The following is a 17,527-nucleotide window of genomic DNA, read 5'->3' as shown; positions in this document are numbered from 1 at the left end:
ATAAGGTATACAATAATAATATAAATATACCCTTATGGGGTATAATAACTGGAGGTAATAATATGATTAAAGAAGTTAATGATAAAAGTTTTGACACTGAAATTGCAGGCTCTGACAGTATAGTAGTAGTAGATTTTTGGGCACCTTGGTGTGGACCTTGTAAAATGTTAACCCCAGTAATGGAAGAGTTATCAAAGGAAATGGGAGATAAAGTTAAGTTTGTAAAGGTTAATGTAGATGATAATCCATTAATATCATCAAAGTATAGAATTGCAAGCATCCCAACAGTTGTAGTATTTAGTAAAGATACTGTAAAAGAAACTATGGTAGGATTCAGACCTAAAGCAGACTTAAAGAAAATAATTGAAAGACATTTATAAGATTAAAAGAATAAGCATAAGTACTTATTCTACATGCAGTTTTATAAGTTAGTCATAAAGCTAAATGCAGTAATTTGGAGATAGTTTATTTAAATTTTATAATTTAAATAAGTATCTCCATTTTAGAAGCCAAATAAATTTAGTTATAACAGTGAGAACAGGATTAAGAGTAAATATTATTTCCACTACAAAAAAGGTAAGGGGCGATATCATGAGTGAAAGATATGACATAGCAATAATTGGAACAGGACCAGCAGGTCTTGAAGCAACAATTAATGCTAAGATTAGAAATAAAAATATAATACTCTTCGGTAATAAGGATTTAAGTGCAAAACTAATAAAAGCACCCAAGATAAACAACTTTTTAGGATTTCATGACATTACGGGAAAGGAACTTAAAGATCGTTTTTCACATCATATTGATGCTATGGGGATAGGTATTGTGAATGAAAAAATAAATAATATATACGCCATGGGAGATTATTTTGCTTTGATGGTAAACGAAAAGATGTATGAGGCTAAAACAATAATTTTAGCTACAGGCATAGAATACGCTAAAGCATTAAAAGGGGAAGAAGAGTTTTTAGGAAAGGGTGTAGGATACTGTGCTACATGTGATGCACCATTGTATAAAGGAAAGACTGTTACTATAGTTGGTTATAATAAAGAAAGTGAAGAAGAAACCAATTATGTAAGTGAACTAAGTGGCAAAACCTATTTTATTCCTATGTACAAAGGAGAATACAAGCTAAATCCAAATGTAGAGATAATAAAGAGTAAGCCTTTAGAAATAGTTGGTAATGACAGGGTAACTAAGCTTATATTAGAAAAAGCCGAGATAATTACGGATGGAATTTTCATGTTAAGAGATAGTGTATCACCAGGACAACTAGTGCCAGGCCTTGAAATAGAGGAAGGGCATATAAAAGTAGACAGAAATATGAAGACAAATATTGAGGGTTGCTTTGCTGCAGGAGATTGTACGGGAAAGCCATACCAGTTTATTAAATCTGCTGGTGAAGGATTAGTTGCTGCGGCTAGTGCTGTTTCTTATTTGGATAATATGTAGGATTCAAAATAAAGAAGTATAATAATTTGTTACTTGTTTATTAAATAAGTGTAATAAATAAAATTAGGCAACTAATTTAAGTTAGTTGCCTGGACTGTAGTATATAACTACAGTTTTTTAATTTACTACAAAGAAAACATGGTTTCCTATAGTTTTTATATTAGCCTTTTTTATATCCTTCATCCATTGAGAGGTTGCTATTTCGGGGTTGTAAAAGAAAACAGCTTTGTTTGTGGGATCATTACCTTTTAATGCTTCTAATACAGCGCCGTAACTATCCGAATCTGGGATGAAGTCTTGTTTACCATTGTGAATTACCTTCCCTTTTCTAACACAAGAAAATGCATTTTTCTGATTAATAACACCAGAAATGGATTTAGGAAAACTGCCTTCGCAAGCTCTGTTTAGTATAACAGATGCCACTGCAAGCTTACCAGTATATGGCTCACCACAGCTCTCCGCGTATACAACTTGAGCCATTAAATAAACATCCTCATCTGTAACATAAAGTGAACCATTCGACTGATTAAATACCGCTACTGCCTCAAGTTGATTTTTGTATAAGTCTTTAGTCTCAGATGAATTTGGATACAGGTTTTCTCCATTTACTGTTAGGTTAGGAAACACTAAAAAAAGAGTTAGCATATAAGCTAAAAAAGATGATTTTTTCATATTATCTCTCCTTTTGCCTACGGAGTTAGCTGACGGGTTCGGAAAAGGTTTAACCTACACAATTTAGTGATTCACCCCAAATGCTTGGTTCCTCCGTGTTTTATTAAACTTAGGCTAATAATAGTGTGACCAACAGTTTGAAAATAATACACTAACTTTAATTATTATATAAATATATATAAATATATATAATAATTTATATTTATTTACTATCTATTTTTTAATTCGGTAAAGGCTTTTATAAAACTATTGTAGCTATTTTCTACGTCTATAAAGCGTGAATTAGAATAAGTATATAAAGCATCGACTACAGAGGAATCTACCACTACACTTAAGGATTGAACTTTCTCACTTGATAATGCAAGTCTAAAATCTCTCAAATAATCTTCGTGCATACCTAATAACATTTTGAAGGCTTCATAAGTAGGAATAGCTAAAGGTGGTATAGATAGAGTTTTAAAGTTGGTTTGGATAGAACTTAACTTTATAAAATTATTATCCACTATAGATAACAGTTCATCGTAGGATATTTCCTTTTTTCGCGCCTTTATCACAGAAGGGTAATAATTAGTTTTAGCATCTAAAAAGTTTCTAGATAAGTCATCAATTTTATTAATAAACTCTTGATTTTGTTGCATCTTAATATTTGTTTCTTTTCTTATCATTACGGCACTAGAACTATAATTAAGCACGTTTTCAATAAAAGTTAAACTTGTCTTTGGCAATTCTATTTTAAGGCTTTCAATATCTACTAAAGAATAGAGATCCATACAATCATTTCTATAAGTCTTAAGGTTAGCCATGGATGTTTCTACATCATTACCAGAAGGGTTATTTAAAATAGCTAATGATTGTCTATATATTAATAGATTCTTACCTAAACCTAACTTAAGATTTTCATAATCTTTTTTATATTTTGCACTAGGCTCTATAATTGTTAAAGAATCACGTAAGTTAGATAAATCTTTAATTATATTAGGTAATTGCTCTTTAGCATAATCAACATCTATTGTTTGATTACTATTAAATTGGGATACATTAGTATTAACTTCGTTAATACTGTTAATGTTAGTTGCTAAGCTGGTTTCGTAGGAATCATAGACCTTGTTTATGGATGAGTAGTAGCTAGCTAAAAAAATGCCTATAGAGGTCATAATAATAGATATAAAAAGTATAATTTTAAATAGATTCCTTTTGCCATTAGTATCTACAACTTTTTCTTCACTCAAAAAACTCACTCCTTATTATTTGCCTTATATTCTTATATTAACATAGTATATAAATTATTCTAGTTAAATTAATAGGGGGCACTTAAATTTAACTTATATTATATACTAATAAGCTAAATCATGGTGTATAATTATAGATATAAGTTTTAGTAGGGAGTGTGAGATTTATGGATGTACTTAAGTTAATGCTGGGGACAATTAGAAATATAAGTTTATTTTCAATCTTGGATATAATAGTGGTAGCGTTTATATTCTATAAACTTTACATGTTAATTAAGGAAACAAGGGCTGAGCAATTATTAAAAGGAATAGTTCTTATTTTTATACTTATTCCGATAAGCCATTTTTCTAATTTGACAATGTTAAATTGGATTTTAAACAAGACAATAACAATTGGGGTTTTAACTATCGTGATAATATTCCAGCCGGAAATAAGAAGAGCTTTAGAACATCTCGGAAGCACTGCTTTTACAGATAAGCACATATTTGAAAATGAAGAGGTAATGGAAAAAATTATAACCGAAATTGTTAATGCGGTTGAGAATCTATCAAAAAGTAAAACGGGGGCATTAATAGTAATAGAACAAAAAACAGGCATTGCAGAAATAATTAAAACGGGAACTACTTTGGATGCTGTAATATCAGCTGCCTTATTAGAAAACATATTTGTAGTTAACACACCACTTCATGATGGTGCCACAGTAATAAGAAATAATAGGATAATTGCAGCGGGGTGTTTTCTGCCTTTAACAGATAGTGATAGAATAAGCAAGAAGCTAGGAACAAGGCATAGGGCGGCAATAGGCATAACGGAAAGCTCGGATGCACTAACAATAATTGTGTCAGAAGAAACAGGAACTATATCTCTTGCAGTTAATGGTAGACTAGTAAGGAATTATGATAGAGATAAGCTTAAGAAAGTTCTAGTCCAAATAATAAGGAACAGACAAAGCAAAAAAATAACTGTTAAGGAGAGAATAAAGTCATGGATAAAGCCGGAAAACAACAATTTATAATTAAGATTTGCTGTGTGATAGCTGCCTTTGTACTATGGCTTTTTATAACAAGTACTGAGAATCCAGTTAATGCTTATTGGCTTAAACACATTCCTGTACAGCTTATGAATACAGATGTGTTAACAAGTTCAAATCTAATTTTAGTCCCAGGACAGGAGTTTACTATAGATATAAATATTAAAGGAGCAAGTACCAGCATACTTATGGCAAAGACAGCTGAAGATTTTACAATAGTTGCGGATTTAAGTGCATATGCTCTTAAAAGTGGAGAACAAAAGATACCAATTGAAATAAGAAGAAGCCCTGACAATATAAATGTTGTAAATAGTGATAATCTTTTTATAAAAGTAAACTTAGATGAACGCATGGAAGTTAAGTTGCCTATAAAAGTAAGCGTAACTGGAAAACCTAAAGAGGGATTCTATGCTTCGCCAGCAATCCTATCGCAGACAAGTGCTACAGTGATAGGTGGGGCAAAACTTATAAATGCAGTAAAACAGATATTAGTAGAAGAAGATATAAGAGGCCTTGAATCAGAAGTTACAAAAAACTATAGGCTTAAACCAGTAGATGCAGAGGGAAAAGAAGTAAAGGATGTTACTATGGTTCCATCGCATATAGATATTAAAATCCCTATAAAAAAGACTAAATCTTTAGGAGTTAGCGTAAAAACTAAGGAAAACTTAAATCCTAAATTTATAATGACAAGTATAAAGGTTATACCAGAAAGAATTGATGTAACAGGAAGTGCACAAGCTCTTAATTTAGCAAGCAATTTAAGCACAGAGACTATTGATTTAAGTGAAGTTAGCAAAAATACCACTGTAGAGGCAAAAGTAATACTCCCAGACGGGTTAAGTTTTGTAGATCCTAATTATAATGGTGTGGTTAAGGTTGAAATTAGTTTAAGTACTATTATTATAAAGGACTTAAGCTTGGACATAAAATATATTAATTTAAGTGAAAAGTACAACGTTAAGTTAGAAAAACTCAAAAGTGCTATATCAGTCTCAGGTACTCAAGCAATAATTGATAATTTAGATTTGAAAAAATTTAGTGCTACAGTAGATTTAGCGAATTTAGAAGAAGGTGATCACACTATTAAGGTGTCAGTCACTAGTCCGGAAGGGGTAAGTTTAATATCACAAGAACTAGAAAACATATTAGTAACTATTACGAAAAAGCAAACGGAGGGAACTACAACCAATGACAATAAGACTGAATAACATAGTCCAAGATATTGAAGAAAGTATAGATGAACTAAAAACAAAAGCAGCAAGAAAAGTGGGGATTTCAGAAAGTGAAATAAAAACATTTAGAATAGCTAAAGAATCCATAGATGCCAGGAAAAAAAATAATATTAAATTTAATTATGCTCTTCTTATTGATGCAGATAATGAATCAAAGATTGTGGCAAGAGCAAATGATAAAGATGTTAAAATTGAAGAAGTTAGGTATGACGCTAAATTTGAATTTGGAACTAAAGATATGAATCATAGACCTATAATAGTAGGAATGGGACCAGCAGGAATGTTTGCTGGTCTTCTTATGGCACAAAAGGGATATATGCCTTTAATTATCGAAAGAGGAGAAAAGGTAGAACTTAGGACAAAAAGTATAAGAAAGTTTTGGACTAGAGCAGTTTTAAATTCAGAATCTAATGTGCAATTTGGAGAAGGCGGAGCGGGAACATTTTCAGATGGAAAACTAACAACAAGAATAAAAGATACTAGATGTGACTACATATTAGAGGAATTTGTTAAAGCTGGTGCACCTGAGGAGATACTATATGTAGGGAAGCCTCACATAGGAACAGATATACTAAAGGAAGTTGTGAAGAACATTAGAGAAACTATTATTAAACTAGGCGGAGAAGTAAGATTCAGTAGCAAACTTGAAGATATAAATATTAAAGATAAGAAAATAAAAAGTGTAATAGTTAATGGCGAAGAGATACCTTGTGATAGTTTAATCTTAGCACCCGGTCATAGCGCTCGTGATACCTATGAAATGTTATATAAAAAAGGTGTATTTATGTCTAGCAAGCCATTTGCAGTGGGAGTACGAATAGAACATCCTCAAGACATGATTAATGAAAATCAATATGGAAGATATGCAAACCATGAAAGGTTAAGAGGCGCAGACTACAAACTTACATATACAAGTGAAAAATCTGGCAGAGCGGCATATAGTTTTTGCATGTGCCCAGGTGGAGAAGTAGTAGGAGCATCTTCGGAACCAGGCTGCCTTGCAATAAATGGTATGAGTGAATATAAGCGAGATAAAAATAATGCAAACTCAGCCATAGTGGTTTCTGTAGGTCCTAAGGATTTCGCCTCTGATAATCCACTCTCAGGTATAGAATTTCAAAGACATTATGAATCACTAGCATACAAACTTGGAGGGTCAAATTACAATGCACCAGTACAATTGGTTGGGGATTTCCTTGAAGGAAATACTAGTAATAAGCTAGGAAGTATAAAACCAAGTTATACACCCGGCTATAAGTTTGCTAACCTTACTGAGTGTTTACCAACATATGTAGCAGATACTATTAAAGAAGCTTTACCTAAGTTCGACTACAGAATTAGTGGGTTTGCAAGAAAGGATGCAATTATGACAGGTGTTGAAACAAGAACATCAGCACCAGTAAGAATTGATAGAAAAGAAAATTTAGAAAGTATATCTTTAGAGGGACTATACCCAGCGGGAGAAGGAGCTGGATATGCAGGGGGGATAATATCTGCAGCCGTAGATGGATTAAAAGTTGCAGAAGCTATAATGAAAGAATGGAAACATTCATAATATATTTTCTTAAGTATTGAATTTCATATACTATATTTGTTAAAATGAAAGCAAGAACAAAACACATATCAAGTACAAGTAGTAATAAATGGTCGTTATTTAATAGAGAGACAATAGGGGGAGATGTTTAAATGAGTACAAAAGGATATATTTTAGCAATAAATCCCGGTTCTACATCAACTAAATTATCAATATTCAAAGATGAACATTGTGTAATTACATCAAATTTGACCCATAGCTCTGATGAGATTAAGAAATTCGACAAGATTTATGACCAAAAGGATATGAGGACTGCTTTAATATTACAGTGGCTGCAGGAAGAAAATATAGCTCTTGAAGATTTAATTGCAGTAGTGGGCAGAGGTGGATTATTAAGGCCAATGCCAGGTGGTACATATAGCATTACACCAAAAATGTTAGAGGATTTAAAAATCGGATATCAAGCACAACACGCATCTAATTTAGGTGGAGTTATAGCACATGAAATTGCAAAAAGAGTTAATATACCAGCGTTAATAGTAGATCCAGTAGCGGTAGATGAGATATTAGATGTAGCAAGAATATCAGGACTACCAGAAATTCAAAGACGCTCTTTAGTTCATGCGTTAAATATAAAAGCAGTAACAAGAAGAGTTTGTACTAAGTTAAATATGGAATTTGAAAATAGTTCTTTTGTAGTTGCACATATTGGTGGTGGAATATCTGTGTCTCCAATTAAAAATGGAAGAATCTTAGATGTAAACAATGCCAATGAAGAAGGTCCTTTTTCTCCAGAACGAACAGGAGGACTTCCAGTAGGAGATTTGGCGAAGCTTGCTTTTAGTGGAGAATATACTCTTCCTCAGTTAAAGAAAAAGTTAACAGGAGAAGGTGGACTTGTAGCTTATCTAAATACAAATGATGGACGGATTGTAGATAAGATGATAGAAGATGGGGATGCTAAGGCAGAACTTATTTTCAAGGCTATGGCATATCAAATTGCTAAGGAAATAGGTGCTATGGCAACAGTTCTTTCTGGGAAAATTGATGCTATAATCCTTACTGGGGGGGTTGCATACAATAAGAGAATGACTACATGGATAAGTGAAATGGTGAGCTTTATAGCTCCGGTTGAATTGGTGCCAGGGGAAGATGAAATGCTTGCTTTAGCACAGGGAGCACTTAGAATAGTAAATGGAGAAGAAAAAGCCAAAATATACGAAGAAGAAACAAAGTAAGGAATATGGGGAGGTAAATCTTATGATTAAAACGTTTGAGGAAGTATTAAGTACTGTAAAGTCACAGGCTATGAAAACGGTAGCAGTAGCAGTTGCTCAAGATGAACCAGTACTTGAAGCAATACGCGATGCTAAGAAAAATGGGGTAGCAAATGCGATTCTCGTAGGAGATAAAGAAGAAATAATTTCTATTGCAAGTAAAATAGGTATGAATATAGGTGAGTTTGAAATTATAGACGAAAAGGATGCAAGCAAAGCATCTATAACTGCAGTTAAACTTGTATCTTCAGGTAGAGCTGATATGATGATGAAGGGTTTAGTTGACACTGCTACATTCTTAAGAGCTGTACTAAACAAAGAAGTAGGACTTAGAACTGGAAAACAAATGTCTCATGTAGCGGTATTTGAAATACCAGGATATGATAGATTAATATTTTTAACAGATGCTGCTTTTAATATGTATCCAGAATTAAAAGAAAAGGTAGATATAATAAATAATTCAGTAGCAGTAGCAAAAGCTTGTGGCGTTGAACTTCCTAAAGTTGCAGTAGTTTGTGCAGTAGAAGTTGTAAACCAAAGTATGCCAGCAACACTTGATGCTGCAATGCTTTCAAAAATGAATGAGAGAGGTCAAATAAAGGGATGTATCATTGATGGACCTTTAGGCCTTGATAATGCATTATCAGAAGAAGCAGCAAAACATAAAAAACTAGATGGTCCTGTAGCAGGTAAAGCAGATATTCTTTTAATGGCTAATATTGAAGCAGCTAACGCTATGTATAAATGTTTAACTTATACTACGCAGGCTAATAGTGGTGGATTACTGGTGGGGACATCTGCACCTGTAATAGTAACATCTAGAGCAGATTCACCAGAGACGAAGTTAAATTCTATAGCGCTTGCAGCTTTAGTTGCAGAGTATAACAAATAAGAATGCTAATTGAATAAATATGTGTCTTACAGCATAAAGGGGGAACAATATGTCATATAAATTGTTAATGATTAATCCAGGTTCAACTTCTACTAAAATAGGTGTGTATGAAGATGAGAAAGAAGTTTTAGTAGAAACCTTAAGACATTCATCAGAGGAGATAAGTAGTTTTGAAAGCATATTTGAGCAGTTTAGCTTCAGAAAAGAAGTTATATTAAATGTACTTAAAGAAAAGAACTTTGATATAAATACATTGGATGCAGTAGTAGGTAGAGGAGGACTTTTAAAATCTATCGAGGGTGGTACATACGCTGTAAATGAAGCTATGCTTTCTGATCTGAAAATTGGAGTACAAGGACAGCATGCTTCAAATTTAGGTGGAATAATAGCAAATGAAATTGGAAAATCACTAGATATACCAGCATTTATTGTTGATCCAGTTGTTGTGGATGAAATGATTGATGTGGCTAGAATATCAGGTATGCCAGAAATAGAAAGAAAGAGTATTTTCCATGCTCTAAATCAAAAGGCAGTAGCTAAAAGATATGCAGTTGAAATAGGGAAAAAATATGAAGAAATTAACTTGATAGTTGCACACATGGGTGGTGGAGTTTCAGTAGGCGCACACATGAATGGAAGAGTAGTTGATGTGAACAATGCACTAGATGGAGAGGGTCCATTTTCACCAGAAAGATCAGGTGGATTACCAGTTGGCGATTTAGCTAAAATGTGCTTTAGTGGAGAATATACATTAGAGGACATAAAGAAAAAGATAAATGGAAAAGGTGGATTTGTTGCTTATCTTAATACTAACGATGCCAAGGCTGTAGGTGAAAATGTAGAAGCTGGTGACGAGAAATCTAAGTTGATTTTTGAAGCTATGGGATATCAAGTAGCTAAGGAAATTGGTAAATGTGCAGCAGTTTTATCAGGGAAGGTAGATGCTATAATTTTAACTGGTGGCATAGCTTATGGAAAACTTATGGTTAAGTACATAAAAGAAAGAGTTGAATTCATATGCCCTGTAGTAGTTTATCCAGGAGAAGATGAGTTATTAGCACTAGCTGAAGGTGGACTTAGAGTATTACGTGGTGAGGAAAAAGCAAAAGAATATAAATAGTAAATTATAATGAAAAATCACTTTTATAATTTATTTATTGTATTATAGAAGTGATTTATTAAGGCAAACTTATGAAAGGAAAGATGATATTATGAGTAGAATTAGGGCATTTACAGGTCACTTCGGTAGTGGAAAGACAGAAATCGCAATAAATTATGCAATAAATCTTGCAAAGGCAGGAAAGAAAGTTGTCATTGTTGACTTAGATATTGTAAATCCTTATTTTTGTGTAAGAGACGTGAGGAAGCAATTAGAGGACTATGGAATAAGAGTTATAGCATCAAGCCCAGAATTAGTTAACGCAGAGCTTATGGTAGTTCCAGCAGAGATAATAGCAGCTTTTAATGACAAAAGTTATGAGGTTGTATTGGATATAGGTGGTGATGACTCAGGTTCAATAGCCCTAGGACAATACAATAGATTTTTTAAAGAAGAACCTTATGATATGTTTTTTGTCATAAATACCAATAGGCCATTTACATCAAATACTACAGATATAAAGGAATACATTAAAGCAATAGAAAGAGCCTCAAGACTTACGGTTACTCATTTGATATCTAATACTAACTTGTCCTACGAGACTGTGCAACAGCATATAATAGATGGAGACAAAGTTGTAGCCTCACTATCTAAGGAATTAAACCTACCACACGCATATACTGTTTGTAGCAATGAATTAGTGGGAGAACTTAGTGGAAAATTACAAGGTGATATTTTTGGTATAGATACATATATGTTGCCACCTTGGAGATAGAAAGAAAATAATCAAGTAATTAACTTCATTGACAGTTTGGACTGCAAGAGTTAAAATTAATAAGTAAACGTTTAAATTTTATAAATTCGGATTTTTGAGGAGGTTTAAACATGCCAAGAGTAGATTTTAGAGAAGACAGATGCAAAGGGTGTGGACATTGTATAATTGTGTGCCCTAAGAAAATCATAAGTTTTTCAGATAAGCTAAATATTAAAGGGTATCATCCAGCTATGGTAACAGACGAGAAGATGAAAGAATGTATCGGATGTGCATCTTGTGGAAAAATGTGTCCCGACTTAGTAATAACAGTTCAAAAGTAAAGAATAGGAGGATGGACTTATGGGAGAAAAAGTGTTAATGAAAGGTAATGAAGCTATAGGAGAAGCAGCTATTAGAGCTAACTGTCAAGGCTTCTTTGGATATCCAATAACACCTCAAACTGAGATATCTGCATATTTATCAAGAAAAATGCCTAAAATTCAAAGAGTTTTCTTGCAAGCAGAAAGTGAAATCGCAGCTATAAATATGGTATATGGAGCAGCAGGTACAGGAGTAAGATGTATGACATCTTCGAGTTCACCAGGAATAAGTTTAAAAGCAGAAGGAATATCTTATATAGCTGGAGCTGAGCTTCCATGCGTTATTGTAAATATAGTTAGAGGTGGTCCAGGCTTAGGTAGTATTCAACCAGCTCAATCAGATTACTTCCAAGCAACAAAAGGTGGAGCTCATGGTGATTTTAATATGCCTGTATATGCACCTGCATCAGTACAAGAAATGGTTGATTTAGTTCAAGATGCATTTGATACTGCAGATATGTATAGGACTCCTGTAATGGTAATGGGAGACGGAATGCTAGGACAAATGATGGAGCCAGTAGAATTTAAAGAAAGAGCTCCTAAAGCATTACCAGAAAAAACTTGGGCAGCTAATGGGCTTAATGGTAGAGAAAAACATAATGTTATAAATTCACTATACCTTCAATCAGAAAAATTGGAGCAACATAATATAAAATTACAAGAAAAGTATGCACAAATAAAGAAAAATGAAACAAGATATGAATTATTTAATTGTGATGGAGAAGTTGATTTAATAATGGTTGCATACGGAACTACATCTAGAATATGCAAAAGCGTTATTAAAATGGCCAAGCACGAAGGTATAAAATTAGGATTAATAAGACCAATTACACTTTGGCCTTTCCCACTTGAAGCTTTTGATAAAACAATAAATAACACAAAACATGGATATATATCAGTAGAAATGAGTTGTGGACAAATGATTGAAGATGTTAGGCTTTCAGTTGAAGGAAGACAACCAGTACATTTCTACGGAAGAACAGGTGGAATGGTTCCTCATCCTGATGATATACTATCTAAAGTAAGAGAAATAGTAGGGGGTACAAAATAATGGCAATAGTATTTGAACCAACAAAAGCATTATTAGATGTTCCTACGCATTATTGTCCAGGATGTTCTCATGGATTAGTTCATAGATTAGTAGGAGAAGTTCTTGAAGAGTTAAATATAGTAGACAAAACTATAGGAGTAGCACCAGTTGGATGTTCAGTTTTAGCATATGACTATTTTGCTTGTGACATGTTCCAAGCAGCGCATGGAAGAGCACCAGCGGTTGCTACAGGAATTAAAAGAGTTAAGCCTGATTCTGTGGTATTCACATACCAAGGGGATGGAGATCTTGCAGCAATAGGTACAGCTGAAATAGTACATGCAGCAACAAGAGGCGAAAATATGGTTACTATATTCATAAATAACTGTATTTATGGCATGACAGGTGGCCAAATGGCACCAACTACACTTCCAGGTCAAGTTACAGAAACTTCACCTTATGGAAGAGATGTAAAAGTGCAAGGATATCCTATTAGAGTATCAGAAATGATAGCAACTTTAGATGGAGCTTGTTACGTAGAAAGAGTATCAGCAGATACTGTTCCTAATGTTACAAAAACTAAAAAAGCAATTAAAAAGGCTTTCCAAAATGCAATTGATGGAAAAGGATTCTCACTAGTTGAGGTATTGTCAATATGCCCAACTAACTGGGGACTATCACCTCAGGAGTCTATGGTATGGCTTAGAGATAATATGATGCCATTCTATACTCTAGGTGTTAAAAAAGACACAACTGCGGAGGTAAAATAATATGGCAACACAAGAAAGTATATTTGCAGGATTTGGTGGTCAAGGTACACTTTCAATGGGAAAATTTTTAGCATATGCAGGTATGGATAATGACATGAACGTTTCATGGTTGCCATCTTACGGCCCAGAAATGCGTGGAGGTACGGCTAACTGCGCAGTTATACTTTCAGATGAACCAGTAGGTTCTCCTATTGTTAACAAGCCAGGGGTACTTGTAGTTATGAACAGACCTTCTCTTGATAAGTTTGAAGATAGTGTAGCTAAAGGTGGAATATTAATAATGGATTCTGACCTTGTAGACAGAATGCCTTCAAGAGATGACATCGAAGTAATAAGCATTCCAGCTCAAACAGAAGCTGCAAACCTTGGAAGCAAACAGATTGCAAACATGGTACTTCTAGGAGCTTTAGTAAAGAGAACTGAAATAGTATCAATGGAAGCAATACTATTATCTTTAAAGGATCATGGTAAAGAAAAATTCTTTGAAATAAATAAAAAAGCACTTGAGATAGGCGCTTCATATATTAAATAATTTAAAAAACATCCTGTGATTTCATATGTAATCATAGGATGTTTTCTAAATTAATGATAGTGAACTTTATGATAGATTTAAAACAGGCTCTTTATGAATCTGTGAGCATAGGCCCATTAAATATAAGTAATGATTATAATTGATAATATATATATTATTTGGTATTATATATATTATAAGAATCTATTTGGGGGTGTAAAGGAATGCTAAAAACTCAAAATACTCTGTGCAAAGTCTGTAGTATGACATATGGCGACAATTTGCATAGGGGTAATAAGATATAGTCGTCTTTATAATTAAAGGTCATACATATATACAGGCTTTGCCTCTTTAATTTAGAATATAAATTTAAGGAGATGAGCTTTATGGCATATGTAAAGGCAGAAGCAATTTTACCAGATAGTTTACTAAGAGAAATTCAAAAATATATTCAAGGGCAATATGTATATATTCCCTCTGAAAACACAGAACGAAAAAAATGGGGAGAAAAATCAGGAAATCGAGAGTATATACAAAATAGAAATGATGATATACGCAAAAAACATGAAAGTGGGTATCTAATCTTAGATTTGGCAGAAGAATTTTTTCTTTCCATTGATAGTATTAAAAAGATTGTATATACAAGAAAATAAATATGAAAAGCTGCCACTCTAATGAATGGTGGCTTTTTATATGTAAAGAATAATATACAATTGTTTTTTATATATTATTTTAGTACGCATCTATATTAAAATAGCTATGGGAGTAGTATTTTAAGAAAAAATTGCAGTGATAAAATGGAGTTAGATATTGAGAAATTATATAGAAAAATTTCTAACTTAAAGCTTGTTGCTTGTAACGAACCTTTAATACTAATTATGAATAGATATGAGGAGGAAATAAAATAATGAATATAAACTTTGAAGAATTTAAAGATGAAATTGATACACTTGTAGAATTTTTAACATCGGAAACTTGGGAGTTTTATGGAACACCGAACCCAAAACCAGAAAGAATTAGAGCAAGCTATGAAAATGGATATTATACTGGGGATGGTTGCAAAACATTTTGGGTTGTTTTAGACCAGGATATAAAGGTCGGAATGATAAGAATTTATGACTTGGAAGATGGTGACCCTTTATTTGATATAAGAATTTTAAGTAAATATAAGGGTATGGGAATTGGCTCAATTACAGTAAATTGGCTTGTTTCTTATGTGTTTAATAATTTTTCTGATAAAGAAAGAATAGAAGCTGATACAAGGCAAGATAATTATGCTATGAGATGTGTATTTCATAAGTGTGGGTTTGTTAAAGAAGCACACCATCGAAAAGCATGGGTAGGTAATGATGGAATACCATATGATGCAATTGCTTATGGAATTACAAGGGAAGATTGGGAAAATGAGAAGAGTACACCAGTAAATTGGAATGATTTTAAGTATTAAGAGAGGAGAATCCTAAGATAATTAGGGTTCTCCTCTCTTTTTTATTGTTAACTATAAATATAAAAAAATTTGTATATTTTATGTTTACAGTAGAACAATGTTATGTTACACTATAAATATAGTAAATCATAATTAAACTTAATTATCTAATTATGGCATGCAAGGAGGGGTTATATGGATATAGATTTAATATCAAAAAAAGAATTATTGGAACTAACTGATGTTTCTTACGGTCAGCTGTATAGGTGGAAAAGGAAAAGCCTTATACCAGAAGAATGGTTCATAAAAAAATCCAGCTACACAGGGCAAGAGACTTATTTTCCTAAGGAGAAGATATTAGACAGAATAGAAAAAATTAAGGATATGAAAGATGATGTATCTTTAGATAACTTAGCACAAATGTTTTCACCACAACTAGCAGATGTATTTTTAAATGAAGAAGAGCTATTAAATAAGAACATTGTTAGGTCACAAACATTAATTATGTATAAAGATATCTATGGAGATATAAAAACCTTTTCTTTTAAAAAAATATTATATATTTCATTATTAGAAAAAAGCTTAGTATCTGGGAATGTATCCTTAGAGGAAGGCAAACTTATAATAGAGACTTTAGAAGAAAATTATAAATCTCTAGAAGGCAAAAACTGTGAGATAATTCTTTTAAGAAAATTTGGGATGGCGGTATGTTTTTTGATTACACTTCCTAATGAGATTTATATAGAAAACAGTGCAAAGATGGTATTAAGGCTTAATATATCGCAAAGTATCGAAGAACTAAAAATTAAGATTTAAGGAGGATTAACATGGAAAAAAACATTATTGGAGATATAAAAATATCAGGATCAGGGAGCTCTTGTGGAGGGAAGTGTAATGAAGTAAGTATAAGTGGGTCAGGAAAAATAAACGGAGATTTAGAATGCGTAGAATTTAAAACTAGTGGTTCGTCAAAAGTTACAGGAGCTCTAAAAGCTGAGACTATAAAAGTTAGCGGATCAGCGAATATTGAAGGCGATATTGAAGTAGGAGAAATGAAGGTAAGTGGATCTGCTCATGTACTAGGTCAAGTTAAAGGTCAAAGTATAAAAATAAGCGGCTCAATTCATGTAGGGGAAAGCCTATATGGAGAAGAAGTTAATATATCAGGATCATTACATGTAGGAAAAGATTGTGAAGTAGAACGCTTTAAGGCTAGTGGTAATTTTAAAATACAAGGGTTATTAAATGCAGGAGAAGTGAATATAAGCCTTGGTGGCAAAAGCAGTGTAAAAGAAATTGGTGGGGAGCATATTGAAGTAAAGGTTAGTAGTATTGAAAATTTCTTTTTAAAAAAAGTAATTGATAATATTTTTAATACAAAAGGCGAACTAACAACTGAGTTAATCGAAGGTGATGAAATATACCTTGAGAATACAAATGCAAAGATTGTAAGGGGAAATAATGTGACTATAGGTGACGGCTGTAATATAGGCCTTATAGAGTATAGTGGTGAAATTAATATTTCAAGTGAATCAATAGTTAAAGAACAAAAGAAGATATAAACTAATTTTATAGGTACAGAACTACATGAAACAAGTGCTATATTAATAATATTAATATGAACATTAAAATAATCAATATATTATAGGAAAATGTTGATTATTTTAATTTTTATATTGACTATTTTAATTAATCAGAATATAATGAATACAAAGGAAGAAGGTGGGAATAAGTGGCATATAAAGTATTAAGCAAATGTCCAGTTTGTAGCTCTAGATTAAAAGCAACTAGACTAAAATGCGATAGTTGTAATACGGTTGTTGAGAATGAGTTTGAATTATCTAAGTTTGATTATTTAAACAGTGAGCAATTAAGTTTCATCGAAGTATTTTTAAAATCCAGGGGAAACATTAAGGATGTAGAGAAAGAACTAGGTATATCATATCCAACAGTTAGAGCAAAACTCGATGAGGTTATCATTTCACTTGGTTATACAGTGGCAAAACAAAAACCTTCTACTGATAAAAAAGAAGTAGTAGATATGTTAGAAAAAGGTGAAATTACAGCGGATGAAGCATTAAGAATGCTAAGCGGAAAATAAAATAAATGAAATGATCAATGTTAAAATAGAGTAGTCACGGAAACTAATATGAAAAACTTGAGTTTCTATAAAGTAATTATAGTGTCCTAGGTTTTATGCTCGGAGAGCAGTTGGGGAGAAAAATAGGCATAGCAAAC

20 protein-coding genes and 1 riboswitch are annotated in these 17,527 nt (G+C 32.6%); of the genes, 18 read left to right on the top strand and 2 right to left on the bottom strand.

Annotated elements, in window-relative coordinates:
- The first annotated feature begins 62 nt into the window (after positions 1–62).
- Positions 63–380: a thioredoxin gene (gene trxA, locus LGK97_RS10745; RefSeq protein WP_226259773.1), complete on the top strand. Its 318-nt coding sequence runs from the start codon at positions 63–65 to the stop codon at positions 378–380.
- A gap of 211 nt (positions 381–591) precedes the next feature.
- On the top strand, positions 592–1,449 hold the full coding sequence (locus LGK97_RS10740; RefSeq protein WP_226259772.1) for an NAD(P)/FAD-dependent oxidoreductase: 858 nt from the start codon (positions 592–594) through the stop codon (positions 1,447–1,449).
- A 117-nt stretch (positions 1,450–1,566) separates the two neighbouring features.
- On the opposite strand, the gene LGK97_RS10735 is transcribed toward LGK97_RS10740, so the two are convergent.
- A complete protein-coding gene (locus tag LGK97_RS10735; RefSeq protein ID WP_226259771.1) occupies positions 1,567–2,121 on the bottom strand; it encodes a cell wall hydrolase in 555 nt (184 codons plus the stop codon).
- Positions 2,122–2,247: riboswitch (cyclic di-AMP (ydaO/yuaA leader) on the bottom strand.
- 83 nt (positions 2,248–2,330) lie between these two features.
- Positions 2,331–3,350 (bottom strand): hypothetical protein, encoded by a 1,020-nt coding sequence (locus LGK97_RS10730; protein ID WP_226259770.1) that lies wholly within the window; start codon positions 3,348–3,350, stop codon positions 2,331–2,333.
- A 167-nt stretch (positions 3,351–3,517) separates the two neighbouring features.
- Here LGK97_RS10730 and cdaA point away from each other — a divergent pair, with 167 nt between their 5' ends.
- The 16 genes from cdaA (at position 3,518) to LGK97_RS10650 (ending at position 17,390) form a co-directional block, all read left to right on the top strand.
- Positions 3,518–4,366 carry a diadenylate cyclase CdaA gene (gene cdaA / locus LGK97_RS10725; protein WP_226259769.1) on the top strand — a complete coding sequence of 283 codons (849 nt, stop codon included), beginning with the start codon at positions 3,518–3,520 and terminating at the stop codon, positions 4,364–4,366.
- Positions 4,336–5,592, top strand: coding sequence for a YbbR-like domain-containing protein (locus LGK97_RS10720; RefSeq protein WP_226259768.1), 1,257 nt, complete (start codon positions 4,336–4,338; stop codon positions 5,590–5,592). The genes cdaA and LGK97_RS10720 overlap by 31 nt, the downstream gene beginning before the upstream one ends.
- On the top strand, positions 5,573–7,171 hold the full coding sequence (locus LGK97_RS10715; protein WP_226259767.1) for an NAD(P)/FAD-dependent oxidoreductase: 1,599 nt from the start codon (positions 5,573–5,575) through the stop codon (positions 7,169–7,171). The genes LGK97_RS10720 and LGK97_RS10715 overlap by 20 nt, the downstream gene beginning before the upstream one ends.
- A 131-nt stretch (positions 7,172–7,302) precedes the next feature.
- On the top strand, positions 7,303–8,388 hold the full coding sequence (buk, locus tag LGK97_RS10710; RefSeq protein ID WP_226259766.1) for a butyrate kinase: 1,086 nt from the start codon (positions 7,303–7,305) through the stop codon (positions 8,386–8,388).
- 22 nt (positions 8,389–8,410) lie between these two features.
- On the top strand, positions 8,411–9,319 hold the full coding sequence (ptb, locus tag LGK97_RS10705; protein WP_264175017.1) for a phosphate butyryltransferase: 909 nt from the start codon (positions 8,411–8,413) through the stop codon (positions 9,317–9,319).
- Between the two features lie 49 nt (positions 9,320–9,368).
- Positions 9,369–10,439: a butyrate kinase gene (gene buk, locus LGK97_RS10700; protein WP_226259764.1), complete on the top strand. Its 1,071-nt coding sequence runs from the start codon at positions 9,369–9,371 to the stop codon at positions 10,437–10,439.
- Positions 10,440–10,530: 91 nt separating this feature from the next.
- Complete coding sequence (locus tag LGK97_RS10695) at positions 10,531–11,193, top strand: ATP-binding protein (RefSeq protein WP_226259763.1); 663 nt, start codon at positions 10,531–10,533, stop codon at positions 11,191–11,193.
- Between the two features lie 110 nt (positions 11,194–11,303).
- Entirely contained in the window at positions 11,304–11,513 is a 210-nt protein-coding gene (locus tag LGK97_RS10690) for a ferredoxin family protein (RefSeq protein WP_226259762.1), read from the top strand.
- Positions 11,514–11,532: 19 nt separating this feature from the next.
- Positions 11,533–12,603, top strand: a complete 1,071-nt coding sequence (locus LGK97_RS10685) for a 3-methyl-2-oxobutanoate dehydrogenase subunit VorB (protein WP_226259761.1) — start codon at positions 11,533–11,535, stop codon at positions 12,601–12,603.
- On the top strand, positions 12,603–13,352 hold the full coding sequence (locus tag LGK97_RS10680) for a thiamine pyrophosphate-dependent enzyme (protein ID WP_226259760.1): 750 nt from the start codon (positions 12,603–12,605) through the stop codon (positions 13,350–13,352). Before LGK97_RS10685 ends, LGK97_RS10680 begins: the two co-directional genes overlap by 1 nt.
- Before the next feature lies 1 nt (position 13,353).
- Positions 13,354–13,884 carry a 2-oxoacid:acceptor oxidoreductase family protein gene (locus tag LGK97_RS10675; protein WP_226259759.1) on the top strand — a complete coding sequence of 177 codons (531 nt, stop codon included), beginning with the start codon at positions 13,354–13,356 and terminating at the stop codon, positions 13,882–13,884.
- Between the two features lie 365 nt (positions 13,885–14,249).
- Complete coding sequence (locus tag LGK97_RS10670) at positions 14,250–14,516, top strand: CD3324 family protein (protein WP_226259758.1); 267 nt, start codon at positions 14,250–14,252, stop codon at positions 14,514–14,516.
- Between the two features lie 254 nt (positions 14,517–14,770).
- On the top strand, positions 14,771–15,310 hold the full coding sequence (locus tag LGK97_RS10665; protein ID WP_226259757.1) for a GNAT family N-acetyltransferase: 540 nt from the start codon (positions 14,771–14,773) through the stop codon (positions 15,308–15,310).
- A 174-nt stretch (positions 15,311–15,484) separates the two neighbouring features.
- A complete protein-coding gene (locus tag LGK97_RS10660; RefSeq protein WP_226259756.1) occupies positions 15,485–16,105 on the top strand; it encodes a YhbD family protein in 621 nt (206 codons plus the stop codon).
- Positions 16,106–16,116: 11 nt separating this feature from the next.
- Complete coding sequence (locus tag LGK97_RS10655) at positions 16,117–16,851, top strand: polymer-forming cytoskeletal protein (protein ID WP_226259755.1); 735 nt, start codon at positions 16,117–16,119, stop codon at positions 16,849–16,851.
- 170 nt (positions 16,852–17,021) lie between these two features.
- The gene (locus LGK97_RS10650; protein WP_226259754.1) at positions 17,022–17,390 is read left to right on the top strand and encodes a DUF2089 domain-containing protein; all 369 of its coding nucleotides are present in this window, start codon (positions 17,022–17,024) and stop codon (positions 17,388–17,390) included.
- Positions 17,391–17,527: the final 137 nt, after the last annotated feature.

Origin of the sequence: Clostridium sp. CS001, assembly GCF_020443565.1 — a bacterium.
In the GTDB taxonomy this organism is placed as follows: domain Bacteria; phylum Bacillota; class Clostridia; order Clostridiales; family Clostridiaceae; genus Clostridium_AD.
Note: the sequence above shows the minus strand (reverse complement) of the source record. Positions and strands in the feature narration are given on the sequence as shown.